Annotated in this window: 14 protein-coding genes and 1 tRNA gene; 3 read left to right on the plus strand and 12 right to left on the minus strand. The window is 53.1% G+C overall.

Going from position 1 to position 16,407, the window contains the following annotated elements; all coding sequences use genetic code 11:
* Positions 1-26 precede the first annotated feature (26 nt).
* The 11 genes from FDX24_RS08835 to FDX24_RS08885 all read right to left on the minus strand — a co-directional run bounded on the left by FDX24_RS08835 (position 27) and on the right by FDX24_RS08885 (position 12,072).
* Positions 27-1,229 carry a sigma-54-dependent Fis family transcriptional regulator gene (locus FDX24_RS08835; RefSeq protein WP_061066785.1) on the minus strand — a complete coding sequence of 401 codons (1,203 nt, stop codon included), beginning with the start codon at positions 1,227-1,229 and terminating at the stop codon, positions 27-29.
* Between the two features lie 176 nt (positions 1,230-1,405).
* Positions 1,406-2,410: a dipeptide ABC transporter ATP-binding subunit DppF gene (dppF, locus tag FDX24_RS08840; protein WP_115601327.1), complete on the minus strand. Its 1,005-nt coding sequence runs from the start codon at positions 2,408-2,410 to the stop codon at positions 1,406-1,408.
* Positions 2,407-3,390, minus strand: a complete 984-nt coding sequence (gene dppD / locus FDX24_RS08845) for a dipeptide ABC transporter ATP-binding protein (protein WP_137364150.1) — start codon at positions 3,388-3,390, stop codon at positions 2,407-2,409. Before dppD ends, dppF begins: the two co-directional genes overlap by 4 nt.
* A gap of 10 nt (positions 3,391-3,400) precedes the next feature.
* Positions 3,401-4,303, minus strand: a complete 903-nt coding sequence (gene dppC, locus FDX24_RS08850) for a dipeptide ABC transporter permease DppC (RefSeq protein ID WP_061066786.1) — start codon at positions 4,301-4,303, stop codon at positions 3,401-3,403.
* A gap of 9 nt (positions 4,304-4,312) precedes the next feature.
* Positions 4,313-5,332: a dipeptide ABC transporter permease DppB gene (gene dppB / locus FDX24_RS08855; RefSeq protein WP_003837733.1), complete on the minus strand. Its 1,020-nt coding sequence runs from the start codon at positions 5,330-5,332 to the stop codon at positions 4,313-4,315.
* 166 nt (positions 5,333-5,498) lie between these two features.
* Positions 5,499-7,106 carry a dipeptide ABC transporter periplasmic-binding protein DppA gene (gene dppA, locus FDX24_RS08865; protein WP_048213650.1) on the minus strand — a complete coding sequence of 536 codons (1,608 nt, stop codon included), beginning with the start codon at positions 7,104-7,106 and terminating at the stop codon, positions 5,499-5,501.
* Positions 7,021-7,257, minus strand: coding sequence for a hypothetical protein (locus tag FDX24_RS23425; protein WP_170973062.1), 237 nt, complete (start codon positions 7,255-7,257; stop codon positions 7,021-7,023). Before FDX24_RS23425 ends, dppA begins: the two co-directional genes overlap by 86 nt.
* 591 nt (positions 7,258-7,848) lie before the next feature.
* Positions 7,849-7,925: transfer RNA gene (locus FDX24_RS08870), tRNA-Pro, on the minus strand.
* Positions 7,926-8,015: 90 nt separating this feature from the next.
* Positions 8,016-9,707 (minus strand): kdo(2)-lipid A phosphoethanolamine 7''-transferase, encoded by a 1,692-nt coding sequence (gene eptB, locus FDX24_RS08875; RefSeq protein WP_048213652.1) that lies wholly within the window; start codon positions 9,705-9,707, stop codon positions 8,016-8,018.
* 209 nt (positions 9,708-9,916) lie between these two features.
* Complete coding sequence (locus tag FDX24_RS08880) at positions 9,917-11,119, minus strand: MFS transporter (RefSeq protein WP_137364152.1); 1,203 nt, start codon at positions 11,117-11,119, stop codon at positions 9,917-9,919.
* Between the two features lie 251 nt (positions 11,120-11,370).
* On the minus strand, positions 11,371-12,072 hold the full coding sequence (locus tag FDX24_RS08885; RefSeq protein WP_137364153.1) for an autotransporter outer membrane beta-barrel domain-containing protein: 702 nt from the start codon (positions 12,070-12,072) through the stop codon (positions 11,371-11,373).
* 159 nt (positions 12,073-12,231) lie between these two features.
* Between FDX24_RS08885 and tag the strand changes: the two genes are divergently transcribed.
* Together tag and FDX24_RS08895 are read left to right on the plus strand one after the other, a co-directional pair.
* Entirely contained in the window at positions 12,232-12,801 is a 570-nt protein-coding gene (gene tag / locus FDX24_RS08890; protein WP_137364154.1) for a DNA-3-methyladenine glycosylase I, read from the plus strand.
* Positions 12,791-13,231, plus strand: a complete 441-nt coding sequence (locus FDX24_RS08895) for an N-acetyltransferase (protein WP_048213656.1) — start codon at positions 12,791-12,793, stop codon at positions 13,229-13,231. The genes tag and FDX24_RS08895 overlap by 11 nt, the downstream gene beginning before the upstream one ends.
* Here the strand turns inward: FDX24_RS08895 and FDX24_RS08900 are convergent.
* Complete coding sequence (locus FDX24_RS08900) at positions 13,200-15,533, minus strand: molybdopterin guanine dinucleotide-containing S/N-oxide reductase (RefSeq protein WP_137364155.1); 2,334 nt, start codon at positions 15,531-15,533, stop codon at positions 13,200-13,202. The genes FDX24_RS08895 and FDX24_RS08900 overlap by 32 nt on opposite strands.
* Before the next feature lie 159 nt (positions 15,534-15,692).
* Here FDX24_RS08900 and FDX24_RS08905 point away from each other — a divergent pair, with 159 nt between their 5' ends.
* Complete coding sequence (locus FDX24_RS08905; protein WP_137364156.1) at positions 15,693-16,355, plus strand: OmpA family lipoprotein; 663 nt, start codon at positions 15,693-15,695, stop codon at positions 16,353-16,355.
* The last annotated feature ends 52 nt before the right edge of the window (positions 16,356-16,407 follow it).

Genomic DNA, 16,407 nt, shown 5'->3' on the forward strand with positions numbered 1-16,407 from the left:
ACTGCGCCGTCAACACCTGGCGGCGCTTAGCTCACACTCTCCAGTTGATAGCTGCGAATTTTATTCAGTACCGTGGTATGTGACACCCCCAGCGCTTTGGCGATATGCCGTGACGACACATTCTCCTCCACCATCTGTTCAATTAACTGACGCTCGGCGCACTGGACCTGCTCTTTAAAAGGACGTTCTGTCGGGCCTTGCTTAACGGCGGGAAAATTCACTATTCCTAATTCTTCCCGCGTTATGACATCGGACTCCGCCATTAGCATCAGGCGAATAATGGTATTTTCCAGTTCGCGCACATTTCCCGGCCAACTGTGATGATGCAGGGCATCAAAGCAAGCTTTATCCAGAATGATCCGCCGCTGGAACTCCTTCGCGTATTTCTGCACAAAGTGGCGAATCAACAGACTGATATCCTGTGGGCGTTCCCGCAAGGGTGGAATAGTCAGGGAAAGTACATTGATGCGGTAATAGAGATCGGCGCGCAGCAGGCGTTGCTCCACCATCTCTTCCAGATTGGCGTTGGTTGCCACAATAATGCGTACATTAACCGGAATAATTTGCGCCCCGCCAACGCGACGGATCCCGCCATCCTGCAGGACGCGCAATAATTTAGCCTGTAAGCCCAGCGACATTTCACCAAATTCATCGAGAAAAAGGGTGCCTTTCTCGGCCATTTCAAACAACCCTTTTTTACCTTTACAGTCTGCACCGCTAAAAGCCCCTTTCTCATAGCCAAAGAATTCACTCTCCATCAACGACTCAGGTAGCGCAGAGCAGTTAACCGGAATAAACGGATAAAAACGCCGCTGACCGGAATTATGGATAGCCCGGGCCAGCAATTCTTTGCCAGTGCCCGTATCACCACGGATCAGAACGGTATATTTGCTGTCAGCAATTTTTATCGCCTTTTCGATAAGCGCGTGCATGCTCTGGCTGCTGCAAATAATGTCAGAGAAATAGCGCGGGCGTTCCGGCTCAGACATCGACAACTCGCTTATCTCTTCACACAGGTAAGCGACGTTAATAATATCGGCGCGTCGGCTTAAACAGGATTGCACGCAGGAAATATCCTGTAACTGGCGACACCAGGATTTAATCAGGATCCGTCCAGGTGTGACTTTCATGGAGATGATATTGATATCACAACAGGAAAATTCCTTCAGGACATCCTCAACCATCGACAGACGATCAATTGTTTTAATATCCCAGCGTATCGTGACCACATTTGCTCCTGGTAGTTAGCAACTGCGAAGTAGATATTTCTGTGCCGTCCAAAAATCTGACTATATTCTAGACACTATGGAATAATGTTCTGCCAATGGACTCACATTGTGGGAGTAAAAACGAATTATAAAAAAACCGGAGCACAAGGCTCCGGTTATCGGGTCATAACCCACGTTTATTGCTGTGGGTTTTCGTCCTGGTCAACGGCGAAACAGGCTACCAGTTGACCACCATAGTCTTTTAACTGTGGCTGAAGCTGAGTACACGGACCAAAGCGACGACGGCAACGGGCGTTGAACGCACAGCCCGGTGGCGGATTCAGCGGGCTTGGCAGCTCACCAGTCAGCTTGATACGCTCGCGGCGATCGTCCGGGTTCAGGCGCGGCGTTGCGGAAAGCAGCGCCTGAGTGTACGGATGACGTGGATTATTGAAGATCTGATCCTTGGTTCCTTTTTCCACGCAGCGGCCCAAATACATCACCATCACTTCATCAGCAATGTGCTCTACCACCGACAGGTCGTGCGAGATAAAGACGTAGGACAGCCCCAGTTCCTGCTGCAAGTCCATCATCAGGTTCAGCACCTGCGCACGTACGGAAACGTCCAGCGCCGAGACCGGTTCGTCGGCAATCACCACATCCGGGTCAAGCATCAAACCGCGGGCAATGGCGATACGCTGACGCTGACCGCCGGAGAACATATGCGGATAGCGGTCGTAGTGCTCGGTTTTCAGTCCCACTTTCGCCATCATCGCCAGCGCTTTTTCACGACGCTCCTCTTTGCTGAGCGTCGTGTTGATCAGCAACGGCTCTTCCAGAATCTGCCCAACTTTCTTACGTGGGTTCAGGGAACCGTAGGGGTTCTGGAATACTATCTGGATTTTCTGCCGACGCAGCTTCTGCGCATGCGGGTCGTGCTTGAGTAAATCCTGTCCTTGGTAATACAGCTCACCGCCGGTCGGGATTTCAATCATCGTCAGCAGACGGCCAAGGGTGGATTTTCCACAGCCCGACTCACCTACCACCGCCAGCGTTTTACCGCGCTCCAGAGTAAAGGAAACACCATCCAGCGCTTTCACCAGGCGTTCCGGGGCGAACATGCCCTTTTTCACCGGGTAGTGTTTTTTCAGGTCAATGGCCTGCAACAGCGGCTGTTGCGCGGCGGCCTTTTGCGTACTCATAGCCCAGGCCTCCCGGCATCATCAAGTGGGTAGTGGCATTTCGACTGACGACCGCCATCCAGCAGGTTCAGTTCAGGTTCTTCAGCGCGGCATTTGTCGGTCGCATAGGGGCAGCGCGGGTTCAGCAAACAGCCGTTCGGGCGGTCATATTTACCTGGCACCACGCCCGGTAGCGAAGCCAGACGCGCTTTATCCTGCGCAAACTCCGGCAACGCGCGCAGCAGCGCCTGGGTATAGGGATGGCGCGGCGCACGGAAAATATCCTGTGCGGCCCCGGTTTCCACCACCTGCCCAGCGTACATCACGATGATTTTGTGCGCCGCTTCAGCCACCAGCGCCAGATCGTGGGTAATCAAGACCAACGCCATGTTCTCTTTTTGCTGCAGTTCCAGCAGCAGCTCGATGATCTGCGCCTGAATGGTCACATCCAACGCCGTTGTCGGTTCATCGGCAATCAGCAGCTTCGGACGACAGGCAATCGCCATCGCGATCATCACGCGCTGGCTCATCCCACCGGACAACTGGTGCGGATAGACATCCAGGCGCGAGGCCGGATCGGGGATCCCCACCAGCGTCAGCAGGTCAATCGCCCGCTGAATACGCGTTTTTTTGTTGCCGCCCTGGTGCACCTTGATGGCTTCCATAATCTGGTAGCCGACGGTGTAGCAGGGGTTAAGGCTGGTCATCGGGTCCTGGAAGATCATTGCCACTTCCGCACCCACCAGTTGGCGACGCTCTTTCTCAGAGATGCGCTTCAGGTCGCGACCATTAAACTCCAGATTTTCAGCCATAACGCGGCCTGGGTAGTCAATCAACCCCATAATCGCCAGCGAGCTGACGGACTTACCAGAACCAGATTCCCCAACAATGCCAACCACTTCACCCTGGTTCACACTGTAGCTAATGCGGTCCACGGCGCGGAATTCGGAACCTACGTCGCCGAAGTGCACCGATAATTTATCTACATTTAATAACGCCATCTCGAACCTCTTACTGCTTCAGTTTGGGATCGAGCGCGTCACGCAGACCGTCACCCATCAGGTTAAATGCCAGCACCGTCAGCAGGATCGCCAGACCCGGGAAGGTCACGACCCACCAGGCGCTTTGAGCGAACTGCAGCACGTCAGAGAGCATGGTGCCCCATTCCGGCGTAGGCGGCTGTGCGCCCATCCCCAGAAAGCCGAGGGCAGCCATATCGAGAATGGCGTTCGAGAAGCCAAGCGACGCCTGAACAATCAGCGGCGCAAGACAGTTAGGCAGAATATTGACGAACATCTGGCGCATCGCGCCGGCTCCCGCCACGCGGGATGCGGTGACGTAGTCGCGGTTAACTTCCACCAGCACAGCGGCGCGCGTCAGACGGACATAGTGCGGCAATGCCACGAACGTCAGCGCCAGCGCGGCGTTGCCTATCGAGGGACCAAATACCGCCACCAGCACCAGCGCCAGTAACAGGCTCGGCAGCGCCAGCATGATATCAACCACGCGCATGATGACGTTATCGACAATCCCGCCAAAGTAACCGGCGATAAGCCCGAGAACCACGCCCATCAGCAGGGAAAGCACCACCACCAGACAGCCAACCAACAGCGACAGACGCGCCCCGTACATCAGGCGGGACAGCACATCGCGGCCCACATCATCAGTACCAAGCAGGTGCGCCATGGAACCGCCTTCCTGCCATGCCGGCGGAGCCAGCAGCGTATCGCGGAACTGGTCTGCCGGGTTGTACGGCGCGAGAACGTTGGCAAAGACCGCAATCAGGATCATCACCACAACGTACACCAGCCCAACAACCGCACCTTTGTTGCGTTTAAAATAGTGCCAGAACTCCTGCAGCGGCGTCATCGGCACCGGTGCGGCAATAACTTTATTTTCAGTAACCTGTGACATGATGGCCCCTTACTTCTTATGCCGAATACGCGGGTTCACCACGCCGTACAGCAGGTCTACCAGCAGGTTGACGAGGATAATCATCGTCGCGACCAGTAATACCCCGCCCTGCACTACCGGATAATCACGGCGTTGCAGCGCATCGATCAGCCAGCGTCCCAGCCCCGGCCACGAGAAGATAGTCTCGGTCAGGATTGCCCCGGCCAGCAGCGTACCGACCTGCAGGCCGATAACGGTGACAACCGGCAGCATCGCGTTACGCAGAGCATGAATGATGATGACGCGCATCCGGGTCAGCCCCTTGGCGCGCGCGGTGCGGATGTAATCCTCACCCAACACTTCCAGCATCGATGAACGGGTCATACGCACAATGACCGCCAGAGGTATAGTGCCCAGCACCATTGCCGGCAGAACCATATGCGCCAGCGCATCGATGAAGTTGCCCTCTTCACCCCAGATGGCGGTGTCGATCAGCATAAAACCGGTCAGCGGATTGGAATCATCAAGGAACACCATGTCGCTCACCCGACCGGAAACCGGCGTCAGGTTCCACTGTACGGACACCAGCATGATCAGCATCATGCCCCACCAGAAGATCGGCATGGAGTAACCGGTCAGCGCCAGGCCAACGGCGGTATGATCGAAAATGGAGCCGCGCTTAACGGCAGCAAGAACACCCACCGGGATACCTACTGCGACGGCGAAAATCATCGCGCAGACGCCGAGTTCCAGCGTCGCTTTGAAGCGAGGCACGAACTCTTCCCACACCGGTAAGCGGCTTTTCAGCGAGATACCTAAATCACCATGCATAACCCCCCAGATATAGTGGAGGTACTGCTGCCACATCGGCTTATCCAGCCCGAGTTCAGCCAACAGTTGAGCATGACGCTCAGGGGAGATCCCACGTTCACCCGCCATGATCATAACCGGATCGCCGGGGATCATATGGACGAAGGCAAAGGTGAGAAGAGTGATACCGATAAACGTGGGGATGACGAGTCCCAAACGTCGGAGAATGAACTGCAACATAACCCGGATTCTCTCTAATGACGCACGGCCTGGAACCGCGAGTCTGTATTGCTCACAAATCTTATCCCACGCAAACTGCATCGTGGGTAAAGCATTACGCCGGATGGCGCTGCGCTTATCCGGCCTACACAATACCGGGGCGCAGCGCTTCCTTAATTGCTTTTAATTATTCGACAGAGACGTTTTCGAAGTGGTGTTTGCCTAATGGATCAACCACATAGCCTTTCACTTCTTTACGCACTGGTTCGTACACGGTGGAGTGAGCAACAATCAGAGCCGGAGCCTGATCGTGCATAACAACCTGAGCTTGCTTGTACAGTTCAATACGTTTGTTGTGATCGTCGGTCGCACGCGCCGGTTGGATCAGGTCTTCAAACGGTTTGTAGCACCAGCGAGAGTAGTTAGAACCGTCTTTCGCTGCCGCACAGCTGAACAGGGTGGCGAAGAAGTTGTCCGGATCCCCATTATCACCGGTCCAGCCCATCATCACCGCCTGATGTTCACCCGCTTTGGCGCGTTTCAGATACTCGCCCCACTCGTAGGTCACAATCTTGGCCTGAACGCCAATTTTCGCCCAGTCAGCCTGAACCATTTCCGCCATACGACGGGCGTTCGGGTTATATGGACGCTGTACCGGCATAGCCCACAGCTCAACGGTAAAGCCTTTGTCCTGACCGGCTTCCTTCAGCAGTGCTTTGGCTTTCTCAGGATCGTAGGTGTAATCTTTAATGTCGTCGTTATAGCCCCACATGGTCGGTGGGATCAGGTTTTTCGCGGCAACGCCAGCACCCTGATAAACCGCTTTAATGATCGCGTCTTTGTTGACCGCGTAGGTCAGCGCCTGACGGACTTTCACGTCATCAAACGGTTTCTTCTCGGTGTTGAAAGAGAGGTAGCCAACGTTCAGACCGGCCTGCTCCATCAGATTGATGTTTTTATCCTGCTTCATGCGCGCGATGTCTGCCGGGTTCGGGTACGGCATCACCTGGCACTCGTTCTTCTGCAACTTGGCATAACGCACGGAAGCGTCAGGCGTAATGGAGAAGACCAGACGGTCGATCTGCGGCTTAGTGCCCCAGTAACCTTCGAATGCTTTATACAGAATACGGGAGTCTTTCTGGTACTGCTGCAGCTGGAACGGACCGGTACCGATTGGGTTCAGATCCACTTTCTCCGGGGAACCGGCTTTCAGCATGTTGTCCGCATATTCTTTGGAAAGAATAGAAGCGAAGTCCATCGCCAGGTCAGCCAGGAACGGTGCTTCCGGGCGAGTCAGCACGAACTGAACGGTTTTATCATCCACCTTTTTCACTTCGGAGATCAGATCCGGCAGGCCCATCCCTTCGAAGTATTCATAGCTGCCGCCAGAAACTTTGTGGTACGGGTTCTGGGCATTTTTCTGACGATCGAAAGAGAACACCACGTCATCGGCGTTGAAATCGCGCGTCGGTTTGAAATCTTTGTTGTCCTGCCACTTCACGCCAGGGCGAAGGTGGAAGGTATAGGTTTTACCGTCTTCGCTGATTTCCCACTTCTCAGCAAGTCCCGGGATCACTTCAGTTGTGCCGGTTTTGAACTCGACCAGGCGGTTATAGATCGGCACGGAGCTGGCATCATAGGTGGTACCAGAGGTGAAAAGCTGCGGGTTAAAGCCTTCAGGAGATCCTTCTGAACAATAAACCAGAGTTTTAGCCTGTACGCTTGCTGCGACGGTCATAGCCACCAGGCTCAGACCAAGCTTCAGCATCCCTGACTTCTTCAAGGAAATACTCATTCTTCTGCTCCAAATGTGATGTTTGTTGTTTTACCCTTTGCAGTGGGTTTGCACCGCCTGGCCTTTTTTGTTTTTTACCCGGCCAGGTCGGCGTTAAGAGGATGGGGATTCCGTTCACATAAGCGACTGAGTTGCAGCGCGGATTCTCCATGAAATGCCCCTCATGCCCTACAATCTGTCAACAGAATGTGAAAACGTCAATACAGGTAACCGCGATTTACACCAACGGTGAGAATTGGCAAACAAAGATTAAAAAAAGTGCAGGCGGGTATTTTCAGCAGGGAAATTTGTGCTACGCGCACTATGCCAGAATAAATATCTTCATATTCAGAAACATTTGGTGATTAACATTTATGCAAATTATGAAAATTTTCTCAACACATGCTGCATATCTGAGCGATTAATACCATGAACGTTAAAACGCACAGCGGAAAATGCTGGGTTCAGCCATAAGTAACGCAAAAAAAGATTCAAGCAAATATAAAAAAAGGCAATGGAATATGTCACAGAATCGTTAACAGTCAGTGGGAAGTGGTGCACAATTTTTGCAGATAAAATGAAGGTCAAAGGTGGGGTTGGAATAACACCATACACGCCGGGATGAAACTGAGCCTGTAGGCCGGATAAGGCGTCTGCGCCGCCATCCGGCGATACCAAAATGCTGCAATGTTTTGCCTGATGGCGCTGCGCTTATCAGGCCTACAAAGCAAAAAACCCTGCTCGCTGAGCAGGGTTTTGAATTTGGTCGGTGATAGAGGATTCGAACCTCCGACCCCTTCGTCCCGAACGAAGTGCGCTACCAGGCTGCGCCAATCACCGAATGCGGGGCGCATCTTACTGCTCAGCTGCGCGCCCGTCAATCCCTTAGTATCAAAATGCCATTCGATCGGCGAGAAAGTCAGCAGCCCATTACTGGGTTACAATCTTCTTGTCGTCCGGGACATGACACCAGTTGTTATTCTCATTTATACCGCCGTTTGGCGAGGTATATCCAAGGCAACCGAGAATGGTGTCGTACAGTTCAACATGGCGACGCGGAATCTTCATATCAGCCTCCTGCTTAAGGTGGGCGAAGGCTTTCGCATGATCGGGGTCTTCCAGATACTTATCAGACATCCACACCATCATAGGAACGCGGAACTGCTCTGGCGGTGCCATTTTACGTGGCGTACCGTGCAGATGCTCACGCTCGTTGATCGACTCACCGTGATCGGCAGCATAGAACACAATCGCTTTCTTATCGCGCAGCTGGTCAAACACTTTGGTGATAAAGTGGTCAACATAGGTTACCGAGTTATCAAATGAGTTAATCATCTGCGCTTTCGAACAACCGCTATCAACATTGACACACTCCGGCTTCCACTGGGCGTACTCACGGGTATAGCGCTGCGTGTAGTTAAAGTGCGAGCCTTTGGTATGCAGGATAATCAGGTGTTTACCATTATCGTCCGGTTTGATTGATTGCTGCATCTCAGAGATCAGCAGCATATCGTCAACCGTTTTGCCACGGTTACGCGGCTCAGCGCCAATCTGCTCACGATAGGCAATGTTCTCTGCCATAGTATTGCTGTAGAACCACATCTCGCTTTGCATCGCGTAAAGATCGGTATTAAAACCTAGCTGGCTGAGTACGGAAAAGACGTTTTGTTCTTTCAGCGTACGCTGCGGGTTATCGCTCGCCCCACCTTCACGAACAAACATACAGCGTAGCGAAAGTTTGGTTGCCGTATCACACGAATATCCGCGGAACGCGGCCAGGTTTTTTTCCTGAGCCAGCCTTGGCGTAGTATTTCTCTCGTAGCCAAAAATGCCCATATGATCCCAGCGGGTCGTTTCGCCGATAATAAACACGACGTAGGTATCATCAATATTCTTGGGGGCGACGTAGGTAAATTTCTTCGCCGGATTCATCAACGAATTGTTATCTGAAGATTCATCCACCTGCGCCCAGGCATACAGACCCAGCGCGGACAGCCAGTTTGAAGGCAAATATGAATTTGCCACTACGCCACCGTAGCTGGGCAAATCAATACCCGTTTCCCGTTCAACTGATTTTTGCTGTATTCCAAGTAAACGAATCGGCGCCCACACCATCAAGCCAGCCAGCAGAACAACGGCCACACTACGCCATCTCATACCTGGCGTACGTATTTGTTTTAGCAGGGTATAGCGGCAACGGTTACTCCAGATAAGCAGCAGCGGCAAAATGCTGACCGACACCAGCCACACGATAAAATGCCAGCCCACAACTTCCTTTGATAAATCAATATCGGTTGTCATGACCGAGGCAATAATGCCGTAGCCAATGACCACATTCAGGAAAGTCATGTAATAGCTGGCACCAGCGGAACACAGCACCACCAAGGTAGCCAGTACGCGCCAGGCCCGCCGACCAAACAGAGACAGAAGACGAAGTAAAAAGAAGGTAACCAGCACGGTGCCGGCCAATTCAACAACCGCAGAGATTCCTTTCAACGCGGTAAATTCCTGCACATAGCTGCCGAAGCGGCGATAAAAAACTGCGCAGTTCATAAACAGACCGATATAGATCGCAAGCAAGAAGCTAAGCTTTTGCTGCGTCATCGATTTAATGTATCTCATGCAAAAAAACCCTGGGAATCGGGATAAAAACACCCTGTGAAGTGGTCAATCGACCAAACAGGGGAAAATGCGACAACAGCAGAGATGAAATGTCTACGGGCGCGGCTAAGTAGACCACAGGAGGGGAGAAAAGTGCTTATGGTGAATGCAAACGGCGCATATATTTTTGTAAATATATGCGCCGGGTATTAATCAGACCGCTAATAGATTCAGGCGTGAGCCTCAGTAAATACGCTACGTTGCGGCTGGCGAATGGTGGTAGAAAGCGCCAGCGAGATGATTAACAGCGCAAAGATAACGCAGAAGGTGACATAGAACCCACCAAACAGCGAAGCGATAATCGAACCACAAATACTGCCGATACCAAAGCCAAGATAGATAACACCGTAGTTTTTCGCCAGGTTATTCAGGCCGAAGAACTCGCTCACCAGTGACGGGAAGACCGTAATGGTGCCACCGAAGTTGAAGGCAACACAGGCAATGGCTGCGAAGAATGTCACTTCATTCAGCGGGGCAAAAAGCAGCGCCGCCATGCCCACCAGCGAAACAACCTGACCAATGGTGATAACGCGAATACGGGAAATTTTGTCGCACAGAATACCCAGAACCAGACGACCTGACAGGTTCGCGATAGAAATAACGGTTACCGCATTCGCCGCTGTTGCCACATCCATTTTTGCCAGGCTTTGGGCGATATCTTTCGCGACACCAATCACGTAAAGCCCGCTCATGCACGCCGTCAGGAACATCACTGCCAGCATCCAGTACTGTGGTTTACGCATGGATTGTGCCAGCGTGTAGTCATTCTCTACCACGCCATTTACGGCTTTAACTTCCTGGTTTGGCGCATCTTTCATCAGCGTGGAGCCAAAGACAATCATCACCAGTACGATCGCGCCCCAAATCATAAAGGTCTTTTCCAGACCCACAGTGCTCAGCAGTTGGCTGTCGATAAATTTAAAACCAAGGCTACCCAGGCCGTAAGAGCCGATCGCAAAGGCGGAAATCAGCCCTTTACGCTCAGGGAACCATTTCACGCAGTTGGACAGGGTTAACAGGTACCCTGCACCGTCAGCCAGACCAACCAACACACCGGCACTCAGCCACAGCATAATCAGGCTGTCAGAATGCGCGGTTAAGAAGAAGCCCACACCCAGTAAGATACCCGATGCCATGGTGACGCGTTTCACACCGAAACGTTCCTGAAGCTTCCCGGCGACGGAAGAAGAGATCGCCAGACCCAGACTCAGCAAACCAAAGGAAAATGCAACCTGACTCACCGGCGCATCAAGCTTAGAAGAGAGCGCACCGTTAAACAGGCTCCAGGTATAAACAGAACCTAATGCAAATTGGGTAATGATGGTGCCGATCAGTGTCAGCCACCGGGTACGCTGATAATCAGAAGTTTTCATGGCAGTCTTCCTGCATAAACAAAATGGGAAATTCTCTGCCGACAACCATACCGAAGTGCTTTTATGACCAGGAGAAAACGGCATGAAATGCCATCAGGACGGAATGAAATGCCTGGATTGCGGAATGAATGACGAGACAAAAAGTCGGGTTACTGAATTTTATTGCCGGAGTTAGTGCACGCTATCGCTGGAATGCGTGTGATTATTGATCCCAATATGTAACAGAGATGTTTTATCCCAGCATTCTTTCGTTAAAATTTAGCACTCACTCCCATGGTGTACAGATAATCGCTGTTATTCGTACTATTTTCTGCCTGAGAAAGTGCCGCATAGGCAGCCATATGCTGATTCAGCAGCATATCTGCACCGACCGTGACATCGACCCAGTTACCATCCTGGCTCGCCGCCGCCATACGATTGAGACCCGATTGCGCCTTCCAGATATTCTCGCCAAACTGCTGGTTATAGCTGATTTGCGCCCATGACCGTACATCGCCAAACTGCGAGTCGACCCGCCAGCCCAGGGTACTGACGCTGGCATGCCACATCGGATCGGTCAGCGTTAGCGAAGTCACACTGTCGCCAAATTCGTTGTAGGTAGAGGTGGCTGAACCATCATAATGCAGGGCTGCGACGGGTCCCGTCGTCACCTTACGGGAAAGGGGAAAATTCCAGCCCACGCTCATACCGCTGGTCGCATCCAGAGCCGTTTGGTCCGCCAGATTCACCACCGGCCCCGCCACGTTCTGGGTGGAGCGAATGCGCTCTTCCAGAATGTCGTTATAACGTGGTTGGTGATCGCTGTCCCATGTATAGCGTTCCGACGTATGACCCGACAGCGCATCAACGATATATTCTTGTTGCCAGCCATATGCCGTATTGGCAAACAGCGCACAGACGATGACGTTCACCAGAGTTAACCTCTGACGACCACTACTGTTTCTTATAATCATCAACGCGACTCCAGAAAAGAGCCGAATACGGCGATATTATTGTCATTGTTTAAAGGATATCGGGCACATGAGGCCCTGTATTAAATATTGTCTTTTTAGCGGGCGCGTCAAGGCGGGCCGAATGAAATTTTTACGCCAGTAAAAACAGCGAGGAAGAGTATGCAACGTTGCGGCTGGGTCAGTCAGGATCCACTATACATTGCCTATCATGACAAGGAATGGGGCGTCCCGGAAACCGATGGTAAAAAGCTGTTCGAAATGATCTGCCTTGAAGGCCAGCAGGCTGGGCTGTCGTGGATAACGGTGCTGAAAAAACGGGAAAACTATCGCCAGGCATTTCACCACTTCGATCCTGCCACCGTTGCGGCGATGACCGAAGAGGATGTAGAAAGGCTGGTACTGGATGCCGGTATTATCCGCCATCGGGGAAAGATTCAGGCCATTATCGGCAACGCCCGCGCATGGCTGGCAATGGAGCAAAACGGTGAGCCGTTTAGCGAGTTCGTCTGGTCATTCGTCGATAACCAACCGCAGTTAACCCGTGCCGCCAGTCTGAGCAATATCCCTACTTCAACGCCCGCCTCTGACGCACTTTCTAAAGCGTTAAAAAAACGTGGATTTAAGTTTGTTGGCACCACTATCTGTTACTCCTTTATGCAGGCATGCGGTCTGGTCAACGACCATGTCACCGGCTGCATCTGTTACCCAGGAGAACAACATGATTCGTGAATCCAACGCTGACGATCTGGCACCAATTCTGGCACTGTGGATGGAAAGCACCATTTTTGCCCATCCTTTTATCGAAGAACGCTACTGGCGCGAGAGTGAGCCTATCGTACGTGATGTCTACCTGCCCGCTGCGCAAACCTGGGTGTGGGAAGAAAACGGTGTGCTCAAAGGTTTTGCCAGCGTGATGGAAGAGCGCTTTTTAGGCGCGCTGTTTGTCGCGCCTGCCGCCATCAGAAGCGGTATCGGTAAAGCACTGGTGCAACATGTGCAGCAGCGCTTTTCGTTGCTCAGCCTGGAGGTCTACCAGAAGAACCAATCAGCGGTAAACTTCTACCACGCACTGGGCTTTCGCATTGAAGACAGCGCATGGCAGGAAGAGACTCACCATCCAACCTGGATTATGGGCTGGCAGGCGGATCAAACGCGGTAAGTGTCAGCGTGGGCCCACTGTACTTCTCCAGCCACGCCAGCGCAGTATTGCCCGCACAGCCGTTCCCCAGCTTCGAGCTGGGGAGATCTTTGGTCAGCACGTTGACAGCACCATTTTTACAAATCCCGTCGGCGGCCGGGTCCAAATCAGGCCAGGCCCCCTCATGAATACAAATCACGCCAGGTTTGATCCCTGTCGTCACGACAGCACCCGCCAGGATATGCCCGCGGTGGTTCCACACTCTGACCGTATCGCCATCGGCAATCCCCCGCGCTTGCGCATCCTGCGGATGAATTGTTACCGGCTCCCGATCCGCCACCGCATACTGTTCGCGTAACGCACTGTAGTTGAGCTGGCTGTGCAAACGGTGAGCCGGATGGGCGGAGAGCACCTGCAGTTGGTCGGGTTCGGCATTGCCGAACCACTCATCCGGCTCCAGCCACATCGGGTGTCCTGCACAATCCGCATAGCCGTAACCTGCAATTTTTGCAGAATAGATTTCAATTTTTCCACTGTCCGTTTTCAGCGGATGCGCCTGTGGATCACGGCGAAAATCAGCAAAACGGATAAACTGCGTATTGGCGGCGTTTTCCGGCATTTCGATCAGTGCATTCTTTTGCCAGAACTCAGCGAAGGGCGGCAGTGTAACCTGCTGGCTGGCACCACGCTGCGCGGCAATGTCGTAAAAAGTTTCCAGCCACGCCAGTTCGCTTTTACCTTCGGTGAATCGCTCGTAACCGCCCAGTTCCCAGCGCTCGCTAAGCTCGGCAAAAACATCAAAATCGTTGCGTGCTTCAGCCTGTGGCGGCACGACCTGCTTCATCGGCACCAGGTGCTGATTGCTGTAATCGCCGGTCATGGTCAAATCGTTACGTTCAAAAGAGGTTGTCGCAGGTAACACGATATCGGCATGCTTCGCCGCAGCGGTCCAGAAACACTCAGAGATAACCACCAAATCCGGTTTTTGCCAGGCGCGAATCAAACGATTGGTATCCTGGTGATGGGTGAAGTTGGCGCCGCCCGCCCACCACAGCATGCGGATGTCCGGGAAATGCCGATCCATACCGTTATGCTGATAGAAACCGCCGGGGTTTTCCAGCGCCTCAACGATACGCGCCACCGGGATTTTATCCACCGCGTCGGTACCGCCTTTGAGGCTCCCTTGCATCGAAGCCAGTACCGCTGCACGACGTGTCGGGTTCCCGCCGTTGGCAAAATGGTACGACAGCCCAAAGCCACCGCCGGGCGTGCCAATTTGACCGAGCATGGCGGCCAGCGTGACGATCATCCAGTGTTTTTGCTCGCCATACTGCTGACGCTGCATCCCCCAGCCGGCCATCAGCATGGTGGTATTTTGGTGAAATATTGCCGCAAGTTCGCGTATTTTCGCTGCCGGAATACCACAAATTTCAGCAGCCCATTCTGCCGTTTTCGCTATCCCATCGGATTCACCCAGTAGGTAGTCGGCGAACGAATCATATCCGGTTGTACAACGGGCGAGAAAATCCTCGTCGTGCCAGTCGTTTTCCACCAGCGTATGCGCGATACCCAGCATCAACGCTACATCGGTTCCCATATGCGGGGCGATCCATTCCATTTTGTCGCCAAAGAACGCCACACTTTCCGATCGCATTGGATCGATGCAGATCAATCGCTTACCGCTATCGCGCAGCGCTTCAAAGTAAGCAATACCCTGTTCGTCAGAAGCATTCCAGGCAATTTTCAGTGTATTCAGTGGATTAGCGCTCCACAGCACCACCACATCGCTATGCTCCAGCACCATCGGCCAACTGGTCTGCTGCTGGTAAACTTCGTTGCCCCCCACCACATACGGCATAATGGCCTGTGCAGCCCCCGTAGAATAATCCCCCAGGTGTCCGGTATACCCCCCCGCCAGCGCCATATAACGCTGTAGCAGGGTTGCCGCTTTGTGTAACACGCCATTAGATCGCCAGCCGTAGGAACCGGCAAAAATCGAGGCCGGGCCGTAGCTGTCACGGATGCGTTTATGCTGCGTATGGATAAGATTCAGCGCGTCGTCCCAACTGACGCGAACAAACTCATCCTGCCCGCGCACGCCTTGCGGATTCTCCGGCGAGGCGAGAAAGCCTTTACGCACCATTGGAAAACGTACCCGCGTTTTACTGTGAACCTGGTCGCGCACCACGGTTTGCAAGGAGTTGGGATGGGAAGTGGGCAGCGCGCCACGCGAGGAGAAAACCGTCTCACCATCGGTGTCGACGAGAATTGGTCCCCAGTGGGCGGCAGTTAACACCGGGTAATGTGCGGGTGAATTAGCCAAGATGGCGCTCCTGAATGCGATGTGACGGCTTAGTTATTATGCCGTTCAATGTTACTTACAAATTTCAGAGTCTTCCCTGGAATTTTCTTCATGTTCACACGTCATAATCAACCGCCACGGTCGCTGTGGCAAAGAAGAAAAAGTCATTAAGGAATTAAGATGAAGAAACGTGTTTTTGTTATTGCTGCCATCGTGAGCGGCGCCCTGGCGGTTTCTGGCTGCACAACAAACCCTTACACCGGCGAACGCGAAGCGGGTAAATCCGGCATTGGCGCGGGTATTGGTTCCCTGGTCGGCGCGGGCATTGGCGCACTCTCTTCTTCGAAGAAAGATCGCGGTAAAGGCGCGTTGATTGGTGCAGCGGCGGGTGCGGCCGTTGGCGGCGGTGTCGGTTATTACATGGACGTGCAGGAAGCCAAACTGCGCGACAAAATGCAGGGAACGGGCGTCAGCGTGACGCGTAGTGGCGATAACATCATTCTGAATATGCCGAATAACGTCACCTTCGACAGCAGCAGCGCCAACCTGAAACCTGCTGGTGCCAACACCCTGACCGGCGTGGCAATGGTACTGAAAGAGTACAATAAAACAGCCGTCAACGTGCTGGGCTTCACCGACAGCACGGGCAGCCAGGATTTGAACATGCGTCTGTCACAGCAGCGTGCCGACTCCGTCGCCAGTGCATTGATTACCCAGGGCGTAGCAGCGAACCGCATTCGCACTCAGGGTATGGGTCCGGCGAACCCCATCGCCAGCAACAGCACGGCGGAAGGTAAAGCGCAGAACCGTCGCGTAGAGATTACGTTGAGTCCTGTGCAGTAATCGTTGAGCCGGGTGGCGGCTTCGCCTTACCCGGCCTACGTTCGACATGTAG

Source organism: Citrobacter sp. wls716 (assembly GCF_005280975.1).
GTDB lineage: Bacteria > Pseudomonadota > Gammaproteobacteria > Enterobacterales > Enterobacteriaceae > Citrobacter > Citrobacter youngae.